Raw genomic sequence first — 23,214 nt, forward strand, 5'->3', positions numbered from 1 at the left:
AGACGTTCGAGCGTCTGCTTCACTCTGATTACAGACCTTCCCTCGACGGTTGCGATCGTCGTGTCCTCCGCCGAAGCAGTCGATCTATTAAGTTTCGTTACCCCGGGCCGTTATCTAGCAGTTAGAAAGAAAATTGGACATCCAAATGCATCTGCTATGCAACCGACAGTGTCATATGCGAGTTGCGAGAATCGTAACCGGATTGTCAATCTTGTTTGTGGCGGCAATCTGTCCGGCGCTTATGCCTCTGCAAGTTTTCGCTGAAAACACGCCCGCGAGCCATCCGTATTACCTCGACCCACTTTATTCGCAACTAGCCACGTGTATGGGCGGCGCCGAACTGGAGTTTGAATTGGCAAGGGAGCGGGCGGGGGGAATGACGTTGGATGCGCAGAAGCAACTACTGCCCGACGAGCTTTTGAAGAGCGCTCTTTTTCGCACATTTCTGGACCAGCTTTATGCAGCCGACGAGAACACGATTCCCGATATGCTACGAAAAAGAAACGGTTCCTGCGTATACAACATGGTCGGTATCTCGAGGAAGAAAGCGGAGACATGTTACGAACGCGAACTGCGCCCGTTTTATTCGGTACTGCACGGCCCACATCCGGAAACTGTGAACCTCCAGGAGTCCCACAGCAAGTACTTGGCTTGCATGAAGGATCCATCCCTGGATGAGTAGGCTCAGCATGTAACCCTACCTAAACCCGTCCGGAGCCATCTGGGCGAGAGATGATTCATGGTTATTCGCTGAAAGCGCAAGCCTGTTTATCCCCAGACTTGCCGTTACGAAGTGAAGCGTCGAAGCGCAATTTGAGGTTGAACTCGGTACGCCAACATTCATGAGAGAAATGAGATGGAACGGGCGGCTGCTGTACTTCGGAACCAGCCGTTTGAATTGCTCAGCACCGAACGGCTGACGTGGGTCGATATGACTCATTCGCCCCGTGCATAAGCGGCCATCCGTTACCACCAAGGCGATCGGAAGAGGTCGACCACTCGGCTTATGACAGATGTGAGAGAGGAGCGGTGATAATCCTCCATTATCGCTGCCCCGGTATTGCGCGCGACTGTTTCGATTTTCTCAACAGGCAACGCTGATATCGGATTTCAGCGCGCGGCCGTGGGACATCACATTTTTCTCTCCAAGCCGTCGGGCCGCGTGACTCTGTATTCGTCTGGCGTGAGATTGACCGGCGATTCGATTACTTCTCACGCTATGTAGGTGGTTCGATTCCGCCTCGCCGCGGTAGTAACGTCGCCAGGGCGGTTCAGCGCATCCTTTGGCGAAACCGGAAGTCCTTCATCATCGCTGATCCAGCCATTTGGGAAGTGAAACCATGCGGCAATCTTTCCGGAATCGGCGAGCGGAGCGAGCTCAGCAAGAATCTCGCGAACGACGAGTAGCGGCTCACAACACGAATCGAATTGATAAGCCGGGAAGTACTCGTGGTTGTTTATTTTTACACTGTAGATGCAGCCGTCATGCTTCCAGTCGCTTACTTGCTGCGAAGTGTCGGGAGATGAGTGTTCCGTTTCTCATTTATCTGCTCGGCAGTCAGCAATTCAGGGTGACCGGGCTCTGCAAGCCACGTTTTCAAAATGGGCGGCGTCATTCCAAGGAGCCTTACGCTGGGGGTGTAGTGCGTTCGACTTGGTCAGGAACGCCTCGCGGAGGGGCAATAATGCCGGGATTCATTTTGGATTCCTTGCGATGCGCAAAGGAGAGACCTCACCGTTGCCGGTCCAGACAGGGTCCGGCGGGTGTCGTATGAAAATCGCTGCCAGGTCTTCACGGAAGCTTCCCGATGACGTCTTACGATTGACAGGTGAATGCGTGCGACGCAGGTTCATTTTTGCATAAGCTAACAAAAAAGTTAGGGGCTAATTTTTCAACAACATCGCGCACAAGTTTCATTTCCCCGTACGACTCGGTCGAAGTTCAATTTCCGTTGAGCCAAGTGATAAGAGGTGTCGAATTATCGGAAAATCTCGCTGCATGATCGCTTCCACATGTGGTTTGAGCATATATAACAGCTATATTGCCAAGAATACTTATCCTAATAGCGCGGAATTTTGAGAACTTGCGATGGATTTTGGTGCGCTCACGCAAGGAAAGGTGTGTCTAAACGGCAAGCAAAGTTGTGTCTATCGGTTCAGGATTATCTTTATAGTCGTATGGTGAGTCGTGTTTTCACGGCAAACCCGATCGCGCGGACGACAGGGTTTGCCATCGGGTTCCGGCTAGGTATCGTCGCTGCCAGTGCGTTCTATCTCCGCTCGATGTGATCCTGACTTGCGTGCGCTGATAGTTTACCTATCTGCTGAACCTGCATGATCTGAAGGAGATGATGGCGAAGCACTGAGTCTCGGTCGATCAGGGCCATCAAGCTGCCGGTACTGGAGAAAGCGTTTCGCCTACGCAAACGACTGGTTGGCAAGAGCTGGCGCCTGGACGAGACGTACTTCCGGGTCAAGGGGGAATGGCCGCATCTTTTCCGTGTCGTCGACAAGGACACTAATACCGTTGACTTTCTGCTGCGCGCCCATCGGAGCGCCCTGCGACCTGGCGTTACTTTGAGAAGGCGATCACTCGTAATTGAGTGTCCGAAACGGTAACCATTGACAAAAGCGGTGCCAATCTCGCGGCTCCCGAAGCAATCAGTGCCGATCGTGAAGCCCATCAATATCCGCCCGTCAGATATCTCAACAACGTAGTCGAGCAGGACCATCTGGCAATCAAGCGACGCACGCGGCCCATGTTGGGCTTCAAGAGGTTCCGCTGTGCGCGGATCTTGCTGGTCCGCATCGAACTGATGCATATGATCGCCAGAGGGCAGATGCAGTGCGCCCCCGAAAAAACCACTCGTCCGCCGCCGATCAATTCTATTACCTTGCAGCATAAGCAATACTTCGCATATCAATATCGAGTGCCCCTCGAGCCTTACTACGGCAAAGCTCTTTTGCGTCCGCACTACTGGTGCGATCGCGCTTACTCCGCCTACACCAGCCAGTCTGCGATCCTGATTCGCGCGTAGTGGTCGACCAGCAGCGCGGCAAACAGCAGCGCGAGGTAGATGATCGAATGCTGGAACGCCTTGCGCGCGAACGCATCGGAATAGCGCGTGTAGAGCTTCCACGCATAGCCGACGAACACCGCGCCGAGCGACACCGCGACTACCAGATACAGCACGTCGCTCATCCCCGAGATGAACGGCAGCAGCGTAACGGGGAACAGCACGATTGAATACAGCAGAATGTGCAGACGCGTGTACGCCTCGCCGTGCGTATTCGGCAGCATCGGCAGCCCGGATTTCGCGTATTCCTTGCGCCGGTACAGCGCCAGCGCCCAGAAATGCGGGGGCGTCCACACGAAAATGATCAGCACGAGGATCCACGCGTCGCCGGGCACGTGACCGGTGACGGCGGCCCAGCCGAGCGCCGGCGGCATCGCGCCCGAGGCGCCGCCTATCACGATGTTCTGCGGCGTCGCTGGTTTCAGGAAGATCGTGTAGATCACCGCATAGCCGATGAAGGTGGCAAGCGTGAGCCACATCGTCAATGCATTGGTGAACGTGCAGAGGGTCCAGACACCGAGCGCGCCAAGCACGAACGCGAACGTCAGGATGCGCAGCCGCGAGATTTCGCCGCGCGCCGAGGGACGCCGTGCGGTGCGCGCCATCTTCGCGTCGATCTTCTGTTCGATCAGGCAGTTCAGCGCGAATGCCGCGGCCGACAGCAGCCAGATGCCTACGGTGCCGCCGAGCAGAACTGGCCATGGCACCAAGCCGGGCGTCGCGAGGAACATGCCGATCACAGCGCAAAACACCGCGAGGCAGGTGACACGCGGCTTGGTCAGCGCGACGTATTGGGACAGTGGCGTGCCGCTGCGGGCATCGAGCGTGGTGGTGTTCATGGATCGCCAACGCAGCGAGCCGCCGCCGTGGTCCCGCCGGAGTTTCTCCGCAGCGCCGCGCGGAGCGGCAGCGCGGCCCGAACGGGCGCCGCAATCGGAGCGGACATCTGGATGGATCGACGGTCGATGCCCGGTCGCGTTCTCGTTGTAAATGAAATGCGCACGATACTGCCGTAACGCCCTACAACGAAAGAGCCATTTTCGCGAGAGTTTGCGCCTGCGCAAACGAAGCGCACGCATTGTTTCCCTGACACTGCGAAACAGTATTTAACTGTTGTTCCTGTGCGTCGCCACTTCTCCATATCGCTGTCGGGCTCGGCCCGCTCTTCGCCTTGTTGATTTCCTGGGCCTTTATCAAGTGTGCTGCGGCGCAATGTCGCAGCCGATTCGCTTGACCCTGATTCCTTGATTATCCGCAAAGTCGATTCCTTAGCCGAGCCCCTAAGATTCGGTCGTTGTTGGGGTTTGACCACCTGATCTAAAGAAGGAGAGCGATGTGGAGGCCAGGGAAATGAAGAAGCGGATCCTTCATAGGGCATCGAGCCTGATTCGCTTCGCACCGTTGATGATGTTATCGGGGTGCAAGCTGGAACTGCTCGATCCGAAGGGCAGTATAGGCATGGCCGAGAAGCAGTTGATCGCAACGTCCACGTGGGCAATGCTGATCGTGGTGATTCCGGTGATCCTGCTCACGTTGCTGTTTGCGTGGCGTTACCGGGCGAGCAATACAGAGGCCGAGTACCGGCCCAAATGGGCGCACTCGACCCTCATCGAAGTGGTGATCTGGACGATTCCGAGCCTGATCATTCTGTTCCTCGCCATTCTGACGTGGAAAACGACACACGAGCTGGATCCGTACAAGCCGCTCGCATCCGAAGTGAAACCGATCAACGTCGAGGTCGTGGCGCTCGATTGGAAATGGCTGTTCATTTACCCGGACCTGGGCATTGCGACCGTCAACCAGCTCGCGTTCCCGGTCGACACGCCGGTCAATTTCACGATCACGTCGGACTCTGTGATGAATTCGTTCTTCATTCCGCAACTCGGCACGCAGGTCTACGCGATGGCAGGGATGCAAACGCGTCTGCATCTGGACGCAAACGAGCCCGGCGACTTTGCCGGCATGTCGGCGAATTTCAGCGGCAAGGGCTTTTCCGACATGAAGTTCCGCGCGCTGGCGAAGTCACCGGCCGATTTCGCCGCCTGGGTAGCGCAGGTTCGTGCATCGAAGGACAACCTCGACATGAATCGCTACAGCGTCATGTCGGAGCCGGAAGAGAAGGCGACGGTCGGCTATTTCTCGTCGGTCGACCCGAAGCTGTTTCATAACATCATCGCTCGCTACAACAATGGCCACGTCATGGATCCCAAAGACGCCATTTGCGCAGTGAAGGGGTAAGGTATGTTCGGAAAACTTTCACTCGACTCGATTCCGTATCACGAGCCGATCATCATGATCACGGCGGCAGTGATCGCCGTGGTCGGCTTGTCGGTACTGGGTCTGATTACCTATTTCGGCAAATGGCGTTACCTGTGGGCCGAATGGCTCACATCAGTCGATCACAAGCGCATCGGCGTCATGTACATCGTGGTGGCGCTCATCATGCTGGTGCGCGGGTTCGCCGACGCGGTGATGATGCGCACGCAGCTCGCGCTGGCGATGGACTCGCCCGGCTATCTGCCGCCGCATCACTATGACCAGATCTTCACGGCGCACGGCGTCATCATGATCTTCTTCATGGCGATGGCGTTCATGGTCGGTCTGTTCAATCTGATAGTGCCGTTGCAGATCGGCACGCGCGACGTCGCATTCCCGTTCCTCAATTCTTTGAGCTTCTGGATGACGGCGATCAGCGCGGTCCTGATCAACATCTCGCTTGTGATCGGCGAATTCGCGCAGGTCGGCTGGCTCGCGTATCCGCCGCTGTCGGAGTTGCAGTTCAGTCCGGGCGTCGGCATGGACTACTACCTGTGGAGTCTGCAGCTCTCGGGGGTCGGCACGCTGCTCACCGGCATCAACTTCTTCGTCACCATCGTCAAGCTGCGCGCGCCGGGCATGACGTGGATGAAGCTACCCGTGTTCACGTGGACCGCGCTGTGCTCGAACGTGCTGATCATGGCCACGTTCCCAATCCTCGCGCTGACGCTGGCGCTGCTCGGTCTCGACCGTTACCTCGGCATGCACTTCTTCACGAATGACGCCGGCGGCAACGCGATGCTGTACCTGAACCTGATCTGGGCCTGGGGCCACCCCGAGGTGTACATCCTCGTGCTGCCCGCGTTCGGCATCTATTCGGAAGTGGTAGCGACGTTCGCGAAGAAGCCGTTGTTCGGCTACAAGACGATGGTCTATGCGTCGTGCGCGATCATGGTTCTGTCGCTGCTGGTCTGGCTGCACCACTTCTTCACGATGGGCTCGGGCGCCGACGTCAATGCGTTCTTCGGTATAGCGACGATGGTGATCGCCATCCCGACTGGTGTGAAGGTGTTCAACTGGCTGTTCACGATCTACAAGGGCCGTCTGCAATTCACCGCGCCTGTCTTGTGGACGATCGGCTTCATGGTCACCTTCGTGATCGGCGGCATGACCGGCGTGATGATGGCGATTCCCGGTGCGGACTTCGTACTGCACAACTCGCTGTTCCTCGTTGCTCACTTCCATAACGTGATCATCGGCGGCGTGGTGTTCGGCTATCTGGCCGGTTTCGTGTTCTGGTTCCCGAAAGTATTCGGTTTCAAGCTCAACGAAAAACTCGGCAAGCGTGCGTTCTGGTTCTGGTTCGTCGGCTTCTACTTTGCGTTCATGCCGCTGTACGTGCTGGGTTTCATGGGGGCCACGCGTCGTCTGAATCACTATGACAATCCCGCATGGCAGCCCTTCATGATCGTCGCCGCGTTGGGTGCCGCGCTGATCGCAATCGGCGTCGTGTTTCAGGTGCTGCAACTGATCGTTAGTATCCGCGATCGCAACAAGCCGGAAAATCGCGCCTTCAGCGGCGATCCGTGGGACGGCCGCACCCTCGAATGGTCGACCAGCTCGCCGCCGCCGCCGTACAACTTCGCGATCATTCCGCAAGTGCATACTCTCGACGCGTTCGCCGACATGAAGGAGCGCGGCACGCATCGGCAGAAGGCGCCGGTGTACCGCGACATCCATATGCCGTCGAATACCAGCGCGGGCTTCTTTATTGCGGTGTTCAGCCTCGTGCTCGGGTTTGCAGCGGTGTGGCATATCTGGTGGCTCGCGATCGTCGGCATTGTAGGGGTATTCGCGACGCTGATCGGGTATAGCTTCCGCGAGAACGACGGCTACTACATTTCGGCCGAAGAGGTCCGGCAGATCGAAGAGCGGCATGCCGCACGCACCGAGACCGAACTGGAGAACGCGTGATGCTACAAACTACTTTAGTTGCCGATCCGCATCATCATGACGCGGACCACGTCCCCTCGCAGTCGGTGTTCGGTTTCTGGGTCTACCTGATGACCGATTGCATTGTGTTCGCGTCGCTGTTCGCGGTGTTCGCGGTGATGAGCCATCAGTTTGCGGGCGGTCCCACCGGGAAGGATCTGTTCGATATCCCCGGCGTCGCGCTCGAAACCGCGGCGCTGCTGTTGAGCAGCATCACGTATGGCTTTGCGATGCTCGGCGCGCACAAGGGCAAGAAGGGCGCGTTGCTCGGTTGGCTGCTCGTGACGTTCCTGCTGGGAGCGTCGTTTCTCGTGATGGAACTGCGCGAATTCGCGCATCTGATCGGAGAAGGCGCGGGTCCTGGACGCAGTGCGTTTCTGTCGTCGTTCTTTACGCTGGTCGCGACACACGGGCTGCACGTGACGTTCGGCCTGATCTGGATGGTGGTGTTGGCCGTGCAGGCCATCCGCGCGCCGGCGCTCGGCGAGCGCGAGCTGCGACGTCTAACCTGCCTGAGCATGTTCTGGCATTTTCTGGACGTCATCTGGATCTGCGTGTTCACCTTTGTCTATCTTGCGAGTGTGATCTAAATGGCACAACACCTTGCTTCTCATGCAGGCGAGAGCCACGGCAGCGTCGGCAGCTATATCGTCGGTTTCGTGCTGTCGGTGATCCTGACGGCCGCCGCGTTCGTCCTCGCGACGAACGGCGTGCTGACTGGCAATCATGCGCTGCTCGCGATCGCCGGCCTCGCGCTCGTTCAGATCGTCGTACACCTGGTGTTCTTCCTGCACATGAATAGTTCGTCCGCACAGCGATGGAACGTTACGGCATTCGGCTTTACGGTATTGACTGCGGTGATCCTGATCGGCGGGACGCTGTGGGTGATGCATAACGTCGCGATGAACATGATGTCGCGCTAATCGCAAGGGGGTTCTCCGCTAGAAGTGGCCCCCGTTTTCCTTGGCCGGGATGAACTGATCCCGCAAAGTTGGACAGCTTGGGGGCGGCTAGGCCGTTTGGGGCTGATTCGCTTCAGTTTCCCAGGCCTATTGCAATGTTAGTGTCGTGTCCTTCATGAGCCTTCGGTTATAGACCGAAGGCTGTGCTACCGGGCGAATTCGCCCGGTGTCAGGTCATTGAGTGCGATGTGAGGCCGACTTTCATTGCAGGTCCGCCGTCATGCGTCAATCTTGCGTTTCGCCGCCGTCAGAGACTCGATCCAGTGTTCAGGCATTCGTCGCGCAACGAGAGATTGAACAGTTGGATCAAGCTGTTGTCGATGGGCTTGCCAGGACGGCTGAAGTCGGTCTGTACCTTGTAGTGGTACGCCCACAAGTCCCAGCAGACGGCCAGAGAACTGGCTGACTTTATCGGCGGACAGGCACCGTGCCGCCTGACGTTGCGCGACCAGCCGGTTCGATACAGCCACAACATTCTCTGCGAGCGACTGCGGTCCGACTTCGGTGGCGGGTTGGTCCCAAGCTGGGCCTCAATTTCGACGGTGTCCTTCGTTTGGAGGGGGCGTGGCATTTCCCCTGGTCTTCATGCGAGTCGATTGCGCGAGGAGCTACGTCTTTCGGTATCGGCAGTCGCGCGGGCGTGTGATGCATTTCGTCCCACGCTAATGCAGTGGGAAAAAGGGACGTTCCCGAAGGCGCTAACTGTTGAGTGTCTACGAGCTTGGGAGCGCGCGCTTCTGCTCACGTCGGATCACCTGCTGACTCCTTTGGCCGCGCATCCTCGGGTGTGTGATGGCAGATGGTGCGCGGTCGTCGAGGCCGATACGCTTGAAGCGGCGATCTATCGCGTAGCGGAATGCCTTGGCGACCTGCGGACGTAACTTGATCAGACTGAAGCAAACGCTGGATGCGAGAGCCGGTCGGGATGGCGAACTGCTTGCGCACCGATACGGCATCGGCGTGCATTGCTGACAACGGCGACTATCCTTCTCTATGACGACGGGTCGCGTGCGGAAGTTCGCAAGGCAACTCGATCCATACGGCATCAAGCGGAGCGGATTTCCGGGTTCGGCCAGTTCCAGCCAGTCGACACGTCATCCTGAATCGCCGACAATGCATTGATCACGGACTCAATGAATCGTTCAGCCCTATGAAAATCGCAGCCCTTTCCGACATTCACGGCAACCTGGCGGCATTAGATGCTGTGTTGGATGACGCCCATCGGGAGGGAGCTGACGTGATCGTCAATCTCGGCGATATTTTTTCCGGCGCCCTCTATCCATGTCAAACGGCCGATCGGTTGAAGCTTCTTGGGCTGCCCACGATCAGGGGGAACCATGAAAGACAACTCCTTTCCAGCGATCCGTCTCGAATGGGCTTGTCGGACAGCTTTGCCCGCCGCTCTCTGCGGGACGATCAACTGGCCTGGATACGCGACTTGCCCACAACACTGAAACTTGGCGAAGACGTGTTGCTTGTGCACGGCACGCCGGAAAGCGATTTGAGCTACTTCCTCGATACTGTGACAGAAAACGGTTGCCGGGTGGCAACGGTAGATGAGGTCGAAAGCCGCGCTGGCGACACCAACGCAACACTGATTCTCTGTGGGCACACGCATCTGCAAAGATCGATGAGACTCGATGACGGGCGCCTGATCGTAAATCCCGGCAGCGTTGGGCTGCAAGCGTACGAAGACAGTCTCCCGTTTCCACATCGTATGGAAATGGGGTCCCCACACGCTCGTTATGCCCTCGTCACGAGGAAGGGGCCGGGATGGGACGTCGTGTTTCGTGCCGTCGAATATGACTGGAATGAGGCTGCGAATGTAGCCGCACTGAACGGGCGGCCTGATTGGGAAACTGCCCTTCGAACTGGATATTGTTGAAGCTTTCGCGCGGTTTCAGTGTGGGATGTCCGTTTTCGGCAAAGGCCACCGTCGCTAGTGGGTCGATATGGAGCATTCGCCAACGGCCCAGACTCGGCCAGGAGCCGGGCGTTGGATGCGACGGGACGGGCTGCTCCCCAATCCGATCAAATGGCGCTCGGCTATGAAGCGCACGTGGGCCCTCGTGAAAAATTGGATGACGGGTAGTCTGTAATCGCCAAGAGCTTATACAACCGTTCATCCTCTCGACGGAATTGGCATAGAGCTTGCAAAGGGTAGACCTCTTCCCCTCTGGAGCTTGTCGATGTCCAATTCATCTATTGCTTTTCATATGATCGCCGGTGGTCCCACGCCGGTTGCGCCGTTCAGCCACGCGACGGAAGCCGACGGTTTTGTGTTCGTGACGGGGCAGATGCCCGACAGTCCCGGCGCGCCGGGCGTGTTGCCCGAAGGGATCGAAGCCCAGACGGCCAATGTCATGGCCAACCTGCAGACCGTTCTCGCGGGACTCGGCCTCGATTTCGGCGACGTCTTGGTCGCGCGGGCTTATCTCACGCGTTTCAGCGAAGACTATGCCGCCTTCAATGCGGCATATCAACGCTATTTCGCGCCGGGCCGACTGCCCGCGCGTACCTGCGTCGGCGTAACTGGCCTGGCTTACGACGCTCTCGTCGAAATCGACTTTATCGCCCGCCGTCGTGTGGACGCCACTTGAGTTGATCGCATTGAGAGGATAGGGCTAGCGGCAATCTGGATATCGCAATTGCGGGTCGCGCGGGTGCTATTCGAAAAGCTCCTTGCGCACGATTGCATGCACTCCCCAGTTGCCGTCCACCACCTGCGTGACGCCGAAGTCGATGGCCACCGAAATCAGCGAGATCGCTTCGTCTTCGGTAAGGCCTTTGGTGGTCATCAGAAAGCGGCGCGTCTTGATGAACGCGTCGCGCATCGCCTGATCGAGCGTCGACTTTTCGTAGACCTTGCTTTGGGCCTGCGCCCCGAACTCCGCGAGGTAGTTCTCGTGGCTGAATCCGTGCAGCACCCACTCGTCGGCCGTTTCGACAAGCGGGAAGGAGAGATCTGCATACGGCTTACCTTCGAGTGCATCCTTTTTGTGAAGAATCAGCTGGAAGTCGCCAGTCAACGAGCATTCGATGGCTGTTCCACATAACTCCGAATCGCCTTGCGACGCGTGCGGATCGCCGACCGATAGCAGCGCGCCCGCCACGCCCACCGGCAGAAACACGCTTGCCCCGCGCGCCACGCGCCAGTTGTCCAGGTTGCCGCCGAACGCCGATGGCGGAATCGAATCGATCAGTCCATTCTGCTGCGGCGCGACCGCGATCAGCCCGAAATGCGGGCGCACTGGAATGCGCACGTCCTTCAGAATGCCAAACTGTTTGTTCACCGTCGCGTGATCGACGGGCACGCCCGGGTAGTCGATCGTCTCGTGCATGACACCGAACGGATCGCGCTGCGGCACCCAGCGGTAGTTATAGACCGCACGTGCGAAAGTGCGTGAACGGTCCTCCTCGTCGAGTTCGTAGATCGTGACGACCTCACGAGGCTTCGGTTCCGTCAACAGTTCCCGATAGTGAAAGCCCCACCACGCTGCGGCGTTGCTACCGAACACCTTGCCCGCGAAATGTGGATTCGCACAGCGCCGCGGATACACGTCGAGAATGCGGACTTCGAGCACATCGCCCGGTTCTGCGCCCCGCACGGCTATCGGGCCGGTGCAGATATGCACGCCGAAACCTTCGCCCGCGCCGCGTCCGTAGATCGATGCGTCGATCGGACCGGCACCGCGGCGATTGACATTCTTGCGATCGGCGGTCCAGTGAAAGACGCTCTCCGCACCCGGATCGCCGGCAATCATCCGCGACCAGTCGTCCGCTGCATGTTGTGTGAGTGTTTCGATCGTCACCGTGTCACCACTGTCCACTTCCAGCACGGGTTTCAGATCGTGCGAAAAGTAGCCCCAGTGCACGGTATTCGCGTTGACGCGTAGCAGGTGATGACGTGGCCGTCCACGCGCCGATGCGCTGCGCGTGCGGGGTCGCGCAGCGTCGGGCGCACCGGTTTCGTCGTCGGCATACGGCGCGCCGGACGTCACCGCTTCGGGCAGAACCTCCGCGCTACGCGCATGAGGCGTCAGCACGCTTTGCGCATTGAGCGGCGATCCACGCGATACCTTGCGGACGAGATTGCGCGCGAGTTCGAGGCTTGCTTCATGGCGGAACGCGCGCGGTGTCATCTGATACTGCTCGCGGAATGCACGGCTGAAATGCGCGGGATCGTTGAACCCCCAGCGAAAGCAGATGTTGGAGATCGACATCTTTTCGTACAGCGGATCCACCAGTTCCGCCCGGCAGCGCTCGAGTCGTCGCAGCCGGATATAGGAAGAAAAGTTTTGCCCCACGGTCTCGAACAGTTTCTGCAGGTAGCGCACGGACACGCGCTCTTCGCGCGCGATCGTCGCCAGGCTGAGATCGGATGCGCCGAGACGCGAATCGATCTGTCGACAGACGCGTACGAAGATTGCCGATTGCGCGGGCGTCAGCGCACGCAAACTTTCATCGCCCTGATGCGAAGAATGACTCGCCAGCAGAAACTCCGCGAGCGCGAGTTCGAGCGGACGCAATTCGCTCATGGAAAGCGTATCTAAACTCCCGGCGATCGATGTGAGAAAGCCAGCGAAGACATGCCCGATCCCGCTGTCGCCCGCGATGCGTCCGAATCGCACCGATGCGGGCGCGAGCAGGCGAGCGCCGGCCGCCGCACGCGGCACCCGCACGACGAACGCGCGAAAATCTGTCTCGAAGCTGACCGACACACGTTCGCGCGACGGCAGATAGACGAGATCGTGAACCGCAAGCGACAGCGTGCCGCGATCCGTCTGCAACCCTGCTACGCCTTCGAGATTGAGCATCACAAAGAGACTGTCGCATGCATGCGCGTTCAGTTCGATGGTTTGCGCAATGGACGTCACGAGCGTGAACTCGTAGCCGCCAATCGAAGTCTGCGTTTTCAGCGTGCCACGCAGACCATGCCGGTTGCGCGTCGTCGCCGTCGTCGCGAGGCCGAGGCGCGCCAACGCTTCGCGCCACGCGCGATGCTGTTCGGCTTCTGGATACGACTCGGTCGTAAAGCGTGGCTGGTCCAACCCGGTCCCCGTGATATCGCACGCGCCTGTGCGCATGCGTTCTGTATCGTCGGGGTAAGCTCAAAGCAAGCTTTGCGCCACCATCGCGTCATTGCATTCGTATTCGTGTGGCGGCGCATCTCGCACTGCACACCGGAAGGTGGGTGACGGCCCTGCACGTTGTCGAGGCGCGCGCGCACCATCGCGGCGCGCTGCGGCTGCGCCGCGTGTTGCGTGCCGCACAACGTACACGGCGCTTATCCGCCGAACATCGCCTTGCGGATCGATCCATGCACGCCCCAGTTGCCGTCCACGACCTGCGTCACGCCGAAGTCCGCGGCGACCGACATGAGTGCAATCGCCTCGTCTTCGCTCAATTTGTGGACCGTCATCAGGAAGCGGCGCAGCTTGCGGAAGGCGTCGCGCATTGCCTTGTCGAGACTGGCATGCTGCGCGACCTCGAGTTGTGCGTTCGGTCCCAGCTCGGCGAGGTAGTTGGGGAACGTGAAGCCGTACATCGACCATTGCTCGTCGGTTTCGAGCATTGGATGCGTGAGACCTTCCAGAATCGTGCCGCCCAGATCGGCGGCTTTGTGCAGAACGAACTCGAAATCGCCGGTCAGCGAGGTTTCGATCGCCGTGCCGCCCAGTTCGCTGTCGCCTTGAGCAGCGTGCGGATCGCCGACTGAGAAATACGCGCCTGCCACGGCCACCGGGTAATACATGCGCGCGCCCTTGCCGACGCGCCAGTCGTCGATATTGCCGCCCGTGTAGCTTGGCGGAATCGAGCTGACGAACTCGGACTCGGCCGGCGCGACGCCCATCGTGCCAAAGTGCAGGCGCGCGGGCACCTTCACGTTGGGCAAGACCGATTCGCGCTTTTTCACGAGCGTATGGTCGACGCGCACGCCAGGATAGTCGATCGTCGGATGCACGACGCCATCCGGATCGGTCTGCGGCGTCCACACATAGTTGTACACCGCGCGCGCATACGGCTCGCCGCTGGTGTCCAGTTCGAAAATAGTCACGACTTCGCGCGGCTTCGGTTCCTCGATCAGATCGTGATACTGGAAGCCCCACGATGCAGCCACATTCGAGCCGAAGCAGCGGCCACGGTAGCACGCGTTGCAACTCGGACGGGGGCGTACGTCGAGAATCCGCACTTCGAGCACGTCTCCGGGTTCGGCGCCTTCGATCGCGACCGGTCCGGTCAGCAGATGCACGCCCACGCCTTCGCCCGAGCCGAGCTTGAACGGACCGGTGTCCGGTCCCGCGCCACGGCGGGGCACCGCCTTATGTTCGCGGGTCCAATGGAACACACTTTCCGCGCCGGGGTCGCCTGCGATCATCCGCTCGTGGTCGTCGTTCGCGTGATGCGTGAGCGTTTCGATGGTCGCGCGATCGCCCGAGCGCAGCGTCAGCGCCGGGACAACGGCCTTGCTGAAATAGCCCCAGTGCACCGTATCCGGCGACACGGCAAGCGTGTGATGCTTCATGTGATGTGCACCTTTTCAGTGTTGAGTTCGTGCTATGACGCGAGTTCGAGTCGATTGTCGGCGCCCATCACCGACAGGAATCGCCGCGTCAACGGGTGCTTCGGTGCTGTGAGCATCGTGTGCGCGGGGCCTTCTTCGACCACCTTGCCGCCGCTCATGAAGACGACGCGATCGGCGACCTGATCGGCGAAGCGCAGTTGATGCGTGGAGATGATCATCGTCAGGCCGTCTTCGACCGCGAGCCGCTGTATCACGTCGAGCACTTCGCCGACCAGTTCGGGATCGAGCGCGGACGTCGGTTCGTCGAGTAACAGCACGCGCGGGTTCGGTGCGAGCGCGCGCGCAATCGCGACACGCTGCTGCTGCCCGCCCGACAGATGGCGAGGCAATGCCTCCGCGCGATGGCTCAAACCGACGCGCGCCAGCAGTTCGCGTGCGCGGCGTTCCGCTTCGGCGGGCGCGACGCCATGCACCCAGCGCAGCGGTCCCGCGACGTTCTCCAGCGCGCTCAGATGCGCGAACAGGTTGAAATGCTGGAACACCATGCCGACACCCGCGCTCGCGCGTTCGGCGGCAAGCTCGCCTGGAGTCATCGGATTGCCGTCGACGCGATAACCGATGCGCTTGTCGTCGATGCGAATCCTGCCTTCGTCCCATGACTCGAGATGGTTGATACAGCGCAGCAGCGTACTTTTGCCCGAGCCACTCGGACCCAGCACGACGACCACTTCGCCCGCACGCACCGACAGATCGAAACCGGCGAGCACGGTTTGCGCGCCGTAGCGTTTCGCAAGGCCCGTCACCTGTACTGCCGCGCGTTGCGTCGCGAACGACTCGTAGCGCGCCGCGCGATCTTCTTCGCTGCGCACGAGATGCCGTGGCGGCGGCTCGAGCGTGTCGAGCGTCGCGGCGATCTCAGCCTGTGTGGCAGCCGGCTCCGGTGCGCCGCTCACCGGCACGACTGCGCCGCGCCGCCACGGCGACCAGCGCGAGCGACCACCGCGAGCCGGACTGGCCGCAGCACTGCGATCGAGATCGAGCGCCCGCTCGGCGGCGAGCTGCAGTGCCGCGATCAGGCCGGTCAGCACCAGATACATCAGCCCGGACGAGAAGAAGATCGAGAAGAAATCGAAAGTCGACGATGCGAGTTGTGTGCTGCGCAGCGTCAGTTCGTCGACCGCGATCACTGACGCCAGTGACGAATTCTTCAGCGCGCTCACCGACTCGTTGCCGAGTGCGGGCACGATCGAACGGATTGCCTGCGGGGCGATGATCCGGCGCATCAGCACGAGCGGACCCATGCCGAGCGCCTGACCCGCGAGCACCTGGCCACGCTCCACACCGAGTACGCCCGCCCGCAGGATTTCGGCGATGAACGGCCCTTCGTTCGCAGCCAGCGCGAGACCCGCCGCGCCGATCGCCGACAGCTTCAGCCCGATGTGCGGCAGCGCGTCGTATGCGAACACGAGTTGCAGGATCAGCGGGGTGCCGCGAAAGATCACCGTGTAGGCGCGCGCGACGGCGGCGAGCGGGCCGACGCGCGACAACTGCATCGCCGCGAGCACCAGCCCGACCACGAGGCCGCCGGCCAGTCCCAATAACGTCACCGAAATCGTGAAACCAATACCCTTCAGCAGATAGGGCATGGTCAGGTAATGCAGGAAGAGTTCCATCGCAGGCGCGCGTTCCGATACTGATTACTTCGAGACGATCAGCTGCGGTGTCGCCTCGTTCTCGACGCCAAGCGACCACTTCTTCAGCAATTCCTTCTCAGTGCCGGCTTTCTGGATCGCGACCAGTGCGGCCATGACGGCGGCGCGAAACTCGGGCTTATCCTTCGGCACTCCGATGCCGACGAAGTACGGCAGCGTCACCGCGGTAGCCTTCTCGAGCTTGTCCGGATACGCCTTCACCGCCTGATCGACCGTGTTCACGTCGTTGATGTAGGTGTCGGCGCGGCCCGCGAGAATCGCCTGAATGCAGTTCGCGTTGTTGTCGTATAGCTGCACGGTAGCTTCCGGCTTACCCTGTGCCTTGCAGCTTGGCGCGAGCGCCTGGATCAGCGGCACCTCCACGTAGCCGGTGTTTTCGGCTGCCGTTGTGCCGCACAGCGATGCATTGATCCCGCTGATCTTCTTCGGGTTGCCCTTTGCGACGAGCACGCCGTCGAACACCTTCGAGTAGGTGATGAAGTCGGCGGCCTTCGCGCGGTCTTCGGTTGCATAGATATCGGAGATCACGATGTCGGCTTGCCCGCTTTGCAGCGTCGTGAGCAGCGCGGCGAAAGTCACCGGCTTGTACGCCATCGTAAAGCCGAGGCACGAGCCGATCGTTTCACCGAGGTCGATATCGAAACCGACGTATTTGCTCGGATCGTTCGGGTCCAGCGCTTCGTAGCCGGGCGTGTGCGGGTTGATCGCATTGGTCAGCGTCTTGCCCTTGAACTGCGGATATTTCGCCTGCAGCGCTTTGCATTCGGCGGGTACGGCAGCTGAGGCTGCATGCGCGTGTTCCGGCAAGACGATGGCCAGCAGGCACGCCGCAGCGGCGGCCAGTTCGCGCCACCGGCGCATTGTTGCGATGATCGTGGTCAGCATCCGGGAACTCCTGTCCAGTGCGGCGCGCGCGGACGGCGACCCCATGTACGCCGTGCTGCACCGCTTGTCACGAAGCGTACGCAGTCGAAATTGTGGGAACTTGTACGGTTGCGCACAAAGACTTGTACGGAGGCGAAGTGGGGGGCGACCGAAGCGCGCGTGACACTCCGCTCGGACGGCACGGCGCTTGCGCAATGTGGGCTTCAGGATATCGGCACAGGTACGTACACGATCGTTGCGCAAACCGTCAGCGAGTTGACGGGATTGCCGCTCGACAAAGTGGAAGTGGAGCTTGGCAGTTCTTCGTTTCCTGCTGGGCCGGTGTCGGGCGGTTCGTGGGCGACTGCCAGTGCAATGTCTGCAATTGCTGGCGCCACGCGCGAAGCGCTCAAACGCATCAGGCAGTATGCGACTGCCGACTCTGCTGCATTCGCGGGAACAAAGCCGGATGCGCTGCAGGTCAGCAACGGAACGTTGTCCGCGAACGGAAAATCAGTGACGTTCGCCGATATTCTCACGAGCCAGCGGCTCGCACGGGCGGAGGGATATTTCCACAGCGACGGCGCGGACATGTCGAAATATTCGTTTCGCTCGTTCGGGGTGCATTTCGTCGAGGTGCGCTGGGACCCGGGGATCTCCCGCCTGCGGGTCGCGCGGGTGGTGAGTGCGATCGATGTGGGCAAGGTTGTGAATCCATTGGCGGCGCGCAATCAGGTCGAAGGCGGCATCGTGATGGGTATCGGCATGGCGATGTTCGAGGCTGCGGAATTTGATCCGCGCAGCGGGCTGCCGGCCAATAACAACTATGCCGAGTACGTCGTGCCGGTTCATGCGGACCAGCCTGAAATCGATGTGATCCTGCTCGATTACCCGGACTATCACCTGAGTGAATTCGGTGCACGCGGTATCGGGGAGATTGGCGTGACGGGGCTGGCAGCAGCTGTCGCGAATGCCGTTTTTCATGCGACGGGAAAGCGGATCCGCAGCTTGCCGATTACCCTGGACAAGTTGATGGATGGCATTCCTGCCACATCCGTCTGAGTCTCGGTGTGAATAGGCCATCGGAGCGCGGCGTCGGCATCGCGTCGCATCGCGATCGACGAGCCGTATCAAGAACCGTAGAGGCGTGAATGATGCAGACAGTCGATCTGGAGGTGCTTGAGGCCGCCGCCCGGTGGCTGAAAACGGGCCACCGCGTGATGCTCGTCACCGTAGTGAAAACGTGGGGTTCGTCGCCTCGTCCCGAGGGCGCCATGCTTGCTGTGCGTGACGATGGCATCGTTGTCGGTTCCGTGTCAGGAGGCTGCATCGAGGACGACCTCATCGTGCGCCTCGCTGCATCTGACGCGTCGCAATGGAAAGCTCCAGAACTGGTCCGTTACGGGCTTAGCGCTGAGGAAGCCCATCGGTTTGGCCTGCCGTGTGGTGGGACCATAGAACTCGTGCTGGAGCCGTTGGGTTCCAACAGCAAGATCGAAAACGTGCGGACTGCGATCCAGAACGGGCAACTTCTGCTGCGCACCTTATCGATGACTACGGGCGTCGTAAAGCTTCGAGCGGCGACGGCAAAGGATAGTCTTTCTTTTGATGGACACCATCTGTCGACTGTGCATGGGCCACAGCACCGGATGCTGGTGATCGGGGCCGGTCAGCTGTCACGCTATCTTTGCCAGATCGCGACCGGCCTCGATTACCAGATTACCGTGTGCAACCCGCGTGTGGAATATACGTCTACTTGGGATGTACCCGGAACCACGCTCGTTCACACCATGCCCGACGATACAGTTCAGAGTATGAGGCCCGACACGCGCTCGGCCGTGATGACACTCACGCACGATCCCAAGCTTGATGATCTCGCGTTGATGGAGGCGCTAAAGACACCGGCGTTTTACGTAGGGGCCCTTGGTTCGCGGCGCAACAACGCGGCTCGCCGTGAAAGGCTGAAGGAGTTTGACGTAACTGAGCCCCAGCTTGCACGTCTGCGAGGGCCTGCGGGCCTCTATATCGGAAGCCGAACGCCTCCCGAAATAGCGTTGTCGATCCTGGCGGAAGTCACTGCTGCCAGGAACGGCGTGACCGTTCCTTCAACTATGCGGGTCGGCGAAGCCAAGGCAGGCGCGATTTCCGACGACGCCCGGTCAAGGGCCGTCCCCGCGCGGGTGTCGCCAAACAGTGATTATTTCGTCGTTGATAGACGCCAATCCGGCTAGCCGACATCGCGATTTGCATTCTTTTGTTCCGACGGTGTGCTGTCGGTGACGAGTTTTGGAACATCTAACATGTCGACATGGCTCTCTCTGTTCGCCATCCTTTTTGTAGTGATTTCAGCGGCTTCGCTGCTGGTGTTTCAAGCCTATACAGGCGTGCCATCATTGCCGTCGAGCACTAGTGAAGCCGCGGATGTGATCGCCCTGCTGCGACAAGCCGGGCTAAAGGATCGCGCAAAGATATACGACCTCGGGAGTGGGTGGGGAACCTTGGTCGTAGCCTTGGCGCGAGCATTCCCGGCGGCCGAAGTTCATGGAATTGAAGTGTCGCCGCTTCCGTACCTGGTGGCGCGCGTGAGGACGTGGAATCTCGCAAATGTCTCGCTGATCTACAAGGACTTCACTAAGGCTGCTCCAGGCGATGCAGATGCGGTTACATGCGATCTCATGACAGATACTATGCGCGGTGTCGGCCGCCTGCCCGATGCGACGCTTGCAACTGGCACGCTCGTGGTCTCGATTACTTTCTGGTTCCGGGGGCGCACAGTCTGTGCGACGAGGCAGGCGCCAATGCGTGGCGCTGTGGCCCTGTATCAGTGGCCAACGCTTGCTGCTGTATCTCCTGAAATAACTTCCTCGGTTGCGTCGATTCTTTCGACGTCGTGAATCAGATGGCTATATTCAGTTTCGCGGCGACGGGGACAAGGTGGGAGATCGAGACAGCCGATCCAATAGGCCACCTGCTGCGAGCCCAGATTCATGGGCGTATCGCGGAATTCGACGCGGTCTACTCTCGCTTTCGGACGGATTCGCTTGTGTCCAGCATCGCACGGAATTTTGGAGGAAGAATCCACCATGAGTTTCAGGCTGCTGGGGTCGGCGCTCAATTGCGAATCTCCGACAGTTGGATGAACCCGTCCCACGCAGGGTGGAACACCTCTTCGTCGATCCGCACCAGCGCTTCGTCGACCCATTGTGCGTGGCGCGCATCGATTGAACGGAGCGCGTTAAATTTCGCATCTATTCTGCTAATCACTAGCGCGGCAGGATGCGGATCTTGTCGTTTATTTGGGGGCCGGTAACTCTCTCGTTCAGGACCAATTCGAACAGTTGTCCCGACGACTAACGGTTGAAGTTCCCCATGTGCACAACTGAGCTGTCCACAACGCAAGGGTGTGGACAGCCGCCTGCGGCGCTTGCCCCATAGAGAAAAAAAATGCTGAACACCTAACGTTCAGATCGTCAGACAGTTGGTCATCAGCGACCGGCGGGTCCATGTCAATAGGTCAATAAGCTGAACCTAGTCGTGTGTAATCTAAATACCCCAAACTAATGCGTACGATAGAATTATTCGGCCACGACGGCACGACGGCGGCGCGCCCTGAAGCCGACGCGCCGTGGATGCCCACATCACGCAGGTTATATCGGAGAGTTTATGCATAACGTTCGAAGAGCACTGTGTGCACTGCTGCTTGCTTTACCCTTTTGCGGTGTGGCACAAGCCGACATCATCGCGTCGTGGAAGTCAGTCCCGATGCCCCCGCCTCCAGAGTTGAAGACTGTCACCGTTACCGATCCAGGTCATACCGCGCTATTGCTGCTCGATTTCGACACCAGCACCTGCAACAGCAAAGAGCGTCCCACCTGTGATGCCTCACTGCCTTATATCGCCAATCTGTTGAGCAAGTCGCGCGAGGCGAACCTGATGATCGTCTACAGCCTCACCAGCACGGGCACACTGGCGGCTGTGCCGCCAGTTATCGCAGCCAATGGTGGTGAGACGGTCGTGCAATCCGGCGTGGACAAGTTCTTCAACACCGAGCTTGAAACGGCTCTGAAGAACAAGGGTATTCAAACCGTGATCGTTACCGGCACGATGGCACATGGCGCAGTGTTGTACACCGCCAGCGAAGCGGCGGTGCGCGGCTTCAAGGTAGTGGTCCCAGTTGACGGCATGTCGAGCAAAGACCCGTTCGGCGAACTCTCGACCGCGTGGATTCTCGCCAATGCTCCTGCTGGCGTGAGCAAAAACGTTACGTTGACTCGCTCCAGCATGATCAGGTTTTCACAGTAAGAGATTCTTTTTCTGCAAGATCTGTCAGCGCGATGCGGAGGAGTGCCTCTAAGGGCTTCTACGCCTCAAAGGCCGCTCCGAATCTATAGGCCGATGTCCTTTTTCGCGTGCCGTTCGCGTTCGGAATTCAACCGGCGATACAATCAACGAGACACTACAACTCTCAGGTGCCAATGATACAAATCTGCCATCCAGCATTGAGCGATGCGCATGAGCTACTCGCGTTCGAGATGGAGAATCGCTCTTACTTCGAAGAATGGATAAATGCTCGTCCCAACGAGTACTACGACGCCATTGCGGTGCGCGAAGCGATTGGATCAGCTATGGCAGATGCGGAAGGCGATCGAGCTTACCAATACTTCATCCGCCTGGAGGGCACGATTATCGGTAGAGTGAACCTCACTACCGTGACGAGGCCTTATTTCAACAAAGCAACGCTTGGATACCGCATCGGCAAGCGCTTTGCAGGACTAGGCTACGCATCTCAAGCGGTGAAGCTGGCGATGGAGATCGCTGCGAGCGAATTAAAGTTGTCGCGAGTAGAGGCAATTGTCCGGCCACAGAACTTCGCATCGATGCGCGTATTGGAGCGAAACGAGTTCGTGGCATTTGGAAAGGCCAGAAGGAGCATGTACCTCCATGGCGCCTGGCATGATCTGGTCTATTACGAACGACATCTTGGCGAGACAGATGAGCCGCCTGCTATAAGCCGGTAGTAGCGACGGATTCTTGCGTCCTCTCACATTGCGATCACTGCGGTTTTGCCGGACCAGTTCGTGACTGTACGGTTATGAGAACGCTGAAGGTCTGTCGTGGGTCGCACGCGAGTCGAGAGCCGAATGAATCGGCATCGGGGCGTAATCTGCCGCGTTCAGACGCTCGACGCCGCTAGCCAGATCGTTACTGATCTGTGCGGTTCGAAACCGCAGCAGAAAAAATGCAACTGGTTACGGGGCGAATACGAGGTTGCCAGTCAACTAGGGTGAAGCCTTCTCGATCAGCCGCCAGAGTCCGGTTAGCGAGCGTTGATCCAGGCGATGCAACTCGCAGCCCACACGAGTCCATCCTCTTTCCCGATCTACCGAGACCCAGCGAACGTTGACACCGACGGCAAGGACTATCTCATCGTCGTCGATTGGAGGCGAATGCAACCACCCTGATACCGTCTCGCCATGCGAAAAAACGCCGCTCCTTGCATAAAGAAGTGCGCCATGTGGACTCAGATCCGCCACACGGGCGAGGCCCCGGCCATCTTTATTCAGAAGTAGCGGAGGGAACAACATCGGGGTACGCACCTCTCGACGCAAGTCCATTCCGTTCCCCATAGCTATACCCTCGCTTTCATTTGTTTTACTGTGAGCGGGAACCGCAGCAAGATCTGCAAATCAGGCAAGCCTCTCTCTGACAGTAAGAGTAGGTAAGAACTTAGCCTGAAGTATTTAATTAAAGTGAGTGTACGACATTCTCCCGTTCAGGTGATATGCCGTCAGTACTCTGCATGGGGATTTAATAGTGTTATTTCG

General features: G+C 59.1%; 17 protein-coding genes and 3 pseudogenes. 13 read left to right on the forward strand and 7 right to left on the reverse strand.

Annotated elements, in window-relative coordinates; all coding sequences use genetic code 11:
- The first annotated feature begins 211 nt into the window (after positions 1 to 211).
- Together BLS41_RS35330 and BLS41_RS35335 are read left to right on the forward strand one after the other, a co-directional pair.
- A complete protein-coding gene (locus BLS41_RS35330) occupies positions 212 to 682 on the forward strand; it encodes a hypothetical protein (protein WP_171910384.1) in 471 nt (156 codons plus the stop codon).
- A 1,603-nt stretch (positions 683 to 2,285) separates the two neighbouring features.
- A pseudogene (locus tag BLS41_RS35335) lies at positions 2,286 to 2,905 on the forward strand (IS6 family transposase).
- A 96-nt stretch (positions 2,906 to 3,001) separates the two neighbouring features.
- Here BLS41_RS35335 and cyoE read toward each other — a convergent pair.
- The gene (cyoE, locus tag BLS41_RS35340) at positions 3,002 to 3,916 is read right to left on the reverse strand and encodes a heme o synthase (RefSeq protein ID WP_074772937.1); all 915 of its coding nucleotides are present in this window, start codon (positions 3,914 to 3,916) and stop codon (positions 3,002 to 3,004) included.
- Between the two features lie 511 nt (positions 3,917 to 4,427).
- Between cyoE and cyoA the strand changes: the two genes are divergently transcribed.
- The 4 genes from cyoA to cyoD are packed head-to-tail and all read left to right on the forward strand — an operon-like array spanning position 4,428 to position 8,248.
- Positions 4,428 to 5,315 (forward strand): ubiquinol oxidase subunit II, encoded by an 888-nt coding sequence (gene cyoA / locus BLS41_RS35345; RefSeq protein WP_074772940.1) that lies wholly within the window; start codon positions 4,428 to 4,430, stop codon positions 5,313 to 5,315.
- 3 nt (positions 5,316 to 5,318) lie between these two features.
- A complete protein-coding gene (cyoB, locus tag BLS41_RS35350) occupies positions 5,319 to 7,307 on the forward strand; it encodes a cytochrome o ubiquinol oxidase subunit I (RefSeq protein WP_074772943.1) in 1,989 nt (662 codons plus the stop codon).
- Entirely contained in the window at positions 7,307 to 7,915 is a 609-nt protein-coding gene (gene cyoC, locus BLS41_RS35355) for a cytochrome o ubiquinol oxidase subunit III (protein WP_074772946.1), read from the forward strand. The genes cyoB and cyoC overlap by 1 nt, the downstream gene beginning before the upstream one ends.
- Positions 7,916 to 8,248: a cytochrome o ubiquinol oxidase subunit IV gene (gene cyoD / locus BLS41_RS35360; protein ID WP_074772949.1), complete on the forward strand. Its 333-nt coding sequence runs from the start codon at positions 7,916 to 7,918 to the stop codon at positions 8,246 to 8,248.
- Positions 8,249 to 8,433: 185 nt separating this feature from the next.
- Here cyoD and BLS41_RS39815 read toward each other — a convergent pair.
- Positions 8,434 to 8,796: pseudogene (locus BLS41_RS39815) on the reverse strand (integrase core domain-containing protein); the annotation flags it as partial.
- Between the two features lie 641 nt (positions 8,797 to 9,437).
- Between BLS41_RS39815 and BLS41_RS35370 the strand changes: the two are divergent.
- Positions 9,438 to 10,172 carry a metallophosphoesterase family protein gene (locus tag BLS41_RS35370; protein WP_074772955.1) on the forward strand — a complete coding sequence of 245 codons (735 nt, stop codon included), beginning with the start codon at positions 9,438 to 9,440 and terminating at the stop codon, positions 10,170 to 10,172.
- Positions 10,173 to 10,476: 304 nt separating this feature from the next.
- Positions 10,477 to 10,887, forward strand: coding sequence for a RidA family protein (locus BLS41_RS35375; RefSeq protein ID WP_143026469.1), 411 nt, complete (start codon positions 10,477 to 10,479; stop codon positions 10,885 to 10,887).
- A 66-nt stretch (positions 10,888 to 10,953) separates the two neighbouring features.
- Here BLS41_RS35375 and BLS41_RS35380 read toward each other — a convergent pair whose 3' ends face one another.
- From BLS41_RS35380 to BLS41_RS35395, 4 genes and pseudogenes are all read right to left on the reverse strand, one after another.
- Entirely contained in the window at positions 10,954 to 13,269 is a 2,316-nt protein-coding gene (locus BLS41_RS35380; RefSeq protein WP_436972078.1) for an acetamidase/formamidase family protein, read from the reverse strand.
- Positions 13,270 to 13,574: 305 nt separating this feature from the next.
- Positions 13,575 to 14,810 (reverse strand): annotated as a pseudogene (locus tag BLS41_RS35385) (acetamidase/formamidase family protein); the annotation flags it as partial.
- A gap of 35 nt (positions 14,811 to 14,845) precedes the next feature.
- Entirely contained in the window at positions 14,846 to 16,486 is a 1,641-nt protein-coding gene (locus tag BLS41_RS35390) for an amino acid ABC transporter permease/ATP-binding protein (protein ID WP_074772961.1), read from the reverse strand.
- 24 nt (positions 16,487 to 16,510) lie between these two features.
- Positions 16,511 to 17,410 carry an ABC transporter substrate-binding protein gene (locus tag BLS41_RS35395; protein ID WP_083380246.1) on the reverse strand — a complete coding sequence of 300 codons (900 nt, stop codon included), beginning with the start codon at positions 17,408 to 17,410 and terminating at the stop codon, positions 16,511 to 16,513.
- A 159-nt stretch (positions 17,411 to 17,569) separates the two neighbouring features.
- On the opposite strand from BLS41_RS35395, the gene BLS41_RS35400 reads away from it, so the two are divergent.
- From BLS41_RS35400 to BLS41_RS35420, 5 genes are all read left to right on the forward strand, one after another.
- Positions 17,570 to 18,451 (forward strand): xanthine dehydrogenase family protein molybdopterin-binding subunit, encoded by an 882-nt coding sequence (locus BLS41_RS35400; protein ID WP_253189886.1) that lies wholly within the window; start codon positions 17,570 to 17,572, stop codon positions 18,449 to 18,451.
- A gap of 92 nt (positions 18,452 to 18,543) precedes the next feature.
- Positions 18,544 to 19,620, forward strand: a complete 1,077-nt coding sequence (locus BLS41_RS35405; RefSeq protein WP_083380277.1) for an XdhC family protein — start codon at positions 18,544 to 18,546, stop codon at positions 19,618 to 19,620.
- Between the two features lie 69 nt (positions 19,621 to 19,689).
- Positions 19,690 to 20,283, forward strand: coding sequence for an SAM-dependent methyltransferase (locus BLS41_RS35410; protein ID WP_074772964.1), 594 nt, complete (start codon positions 19,690 to 19,692; stop codon positions 20,281 to 20,283).
- A gap of 868 nt (positions 20,284 to 21,151) precedes the next feature.
- Positions 21,152 to 21,691, forward strand: coding sequence for a cysteine hydrolase family protein (locus BLS41_RS35415; protein WP_216350641.1), 540 nt, complete (start codon positions 21,152 to 21,154; stop codon positions 21,689 to 21,691).
- A 173-nt stretch (positions 21,692 to 21,864) separates the two neighbouring features.
- Complete coding sequence (locus BLS41_RS35420) at positions 21,865 to 22,407, forward strand: GNAT family N-acetyltransferase (protein WP_074772971.1); 543 nt, start codon at positions 21,865 to 21,867, stop codon at positions 22,405 to 22,407.
- Between the two features lie 261 nt (positions 22,408 to 22,668).
- Here BLS41_RS35420 and BLS41_RS40205 read toward each other — a convergent pair whose 3' ends face one another.
- Positions 22,669 to 23,016, reverse strand: a complete 348-nt coding sequence (locus tag BLS41_RS40205; protein ID WP_074772974.1) for a PilZ domain-containing protein — start codon at positions 23,014 to 23,016, stop codon at positions 22,669 to 22,671.
- Positions 23,017 to 23,214 lie beyond the last annotated feature (198 nt).

The organism is Paraburkholderia fungorum, from assembly GCF_900099835.1.
Lineage (GTDB): Bacteria > Pseudomonadota > Gammaproteobacteria > Burkholderiales > Burkholderiaceae > Paraburkholderia > Paraburkholderia fungorum_A.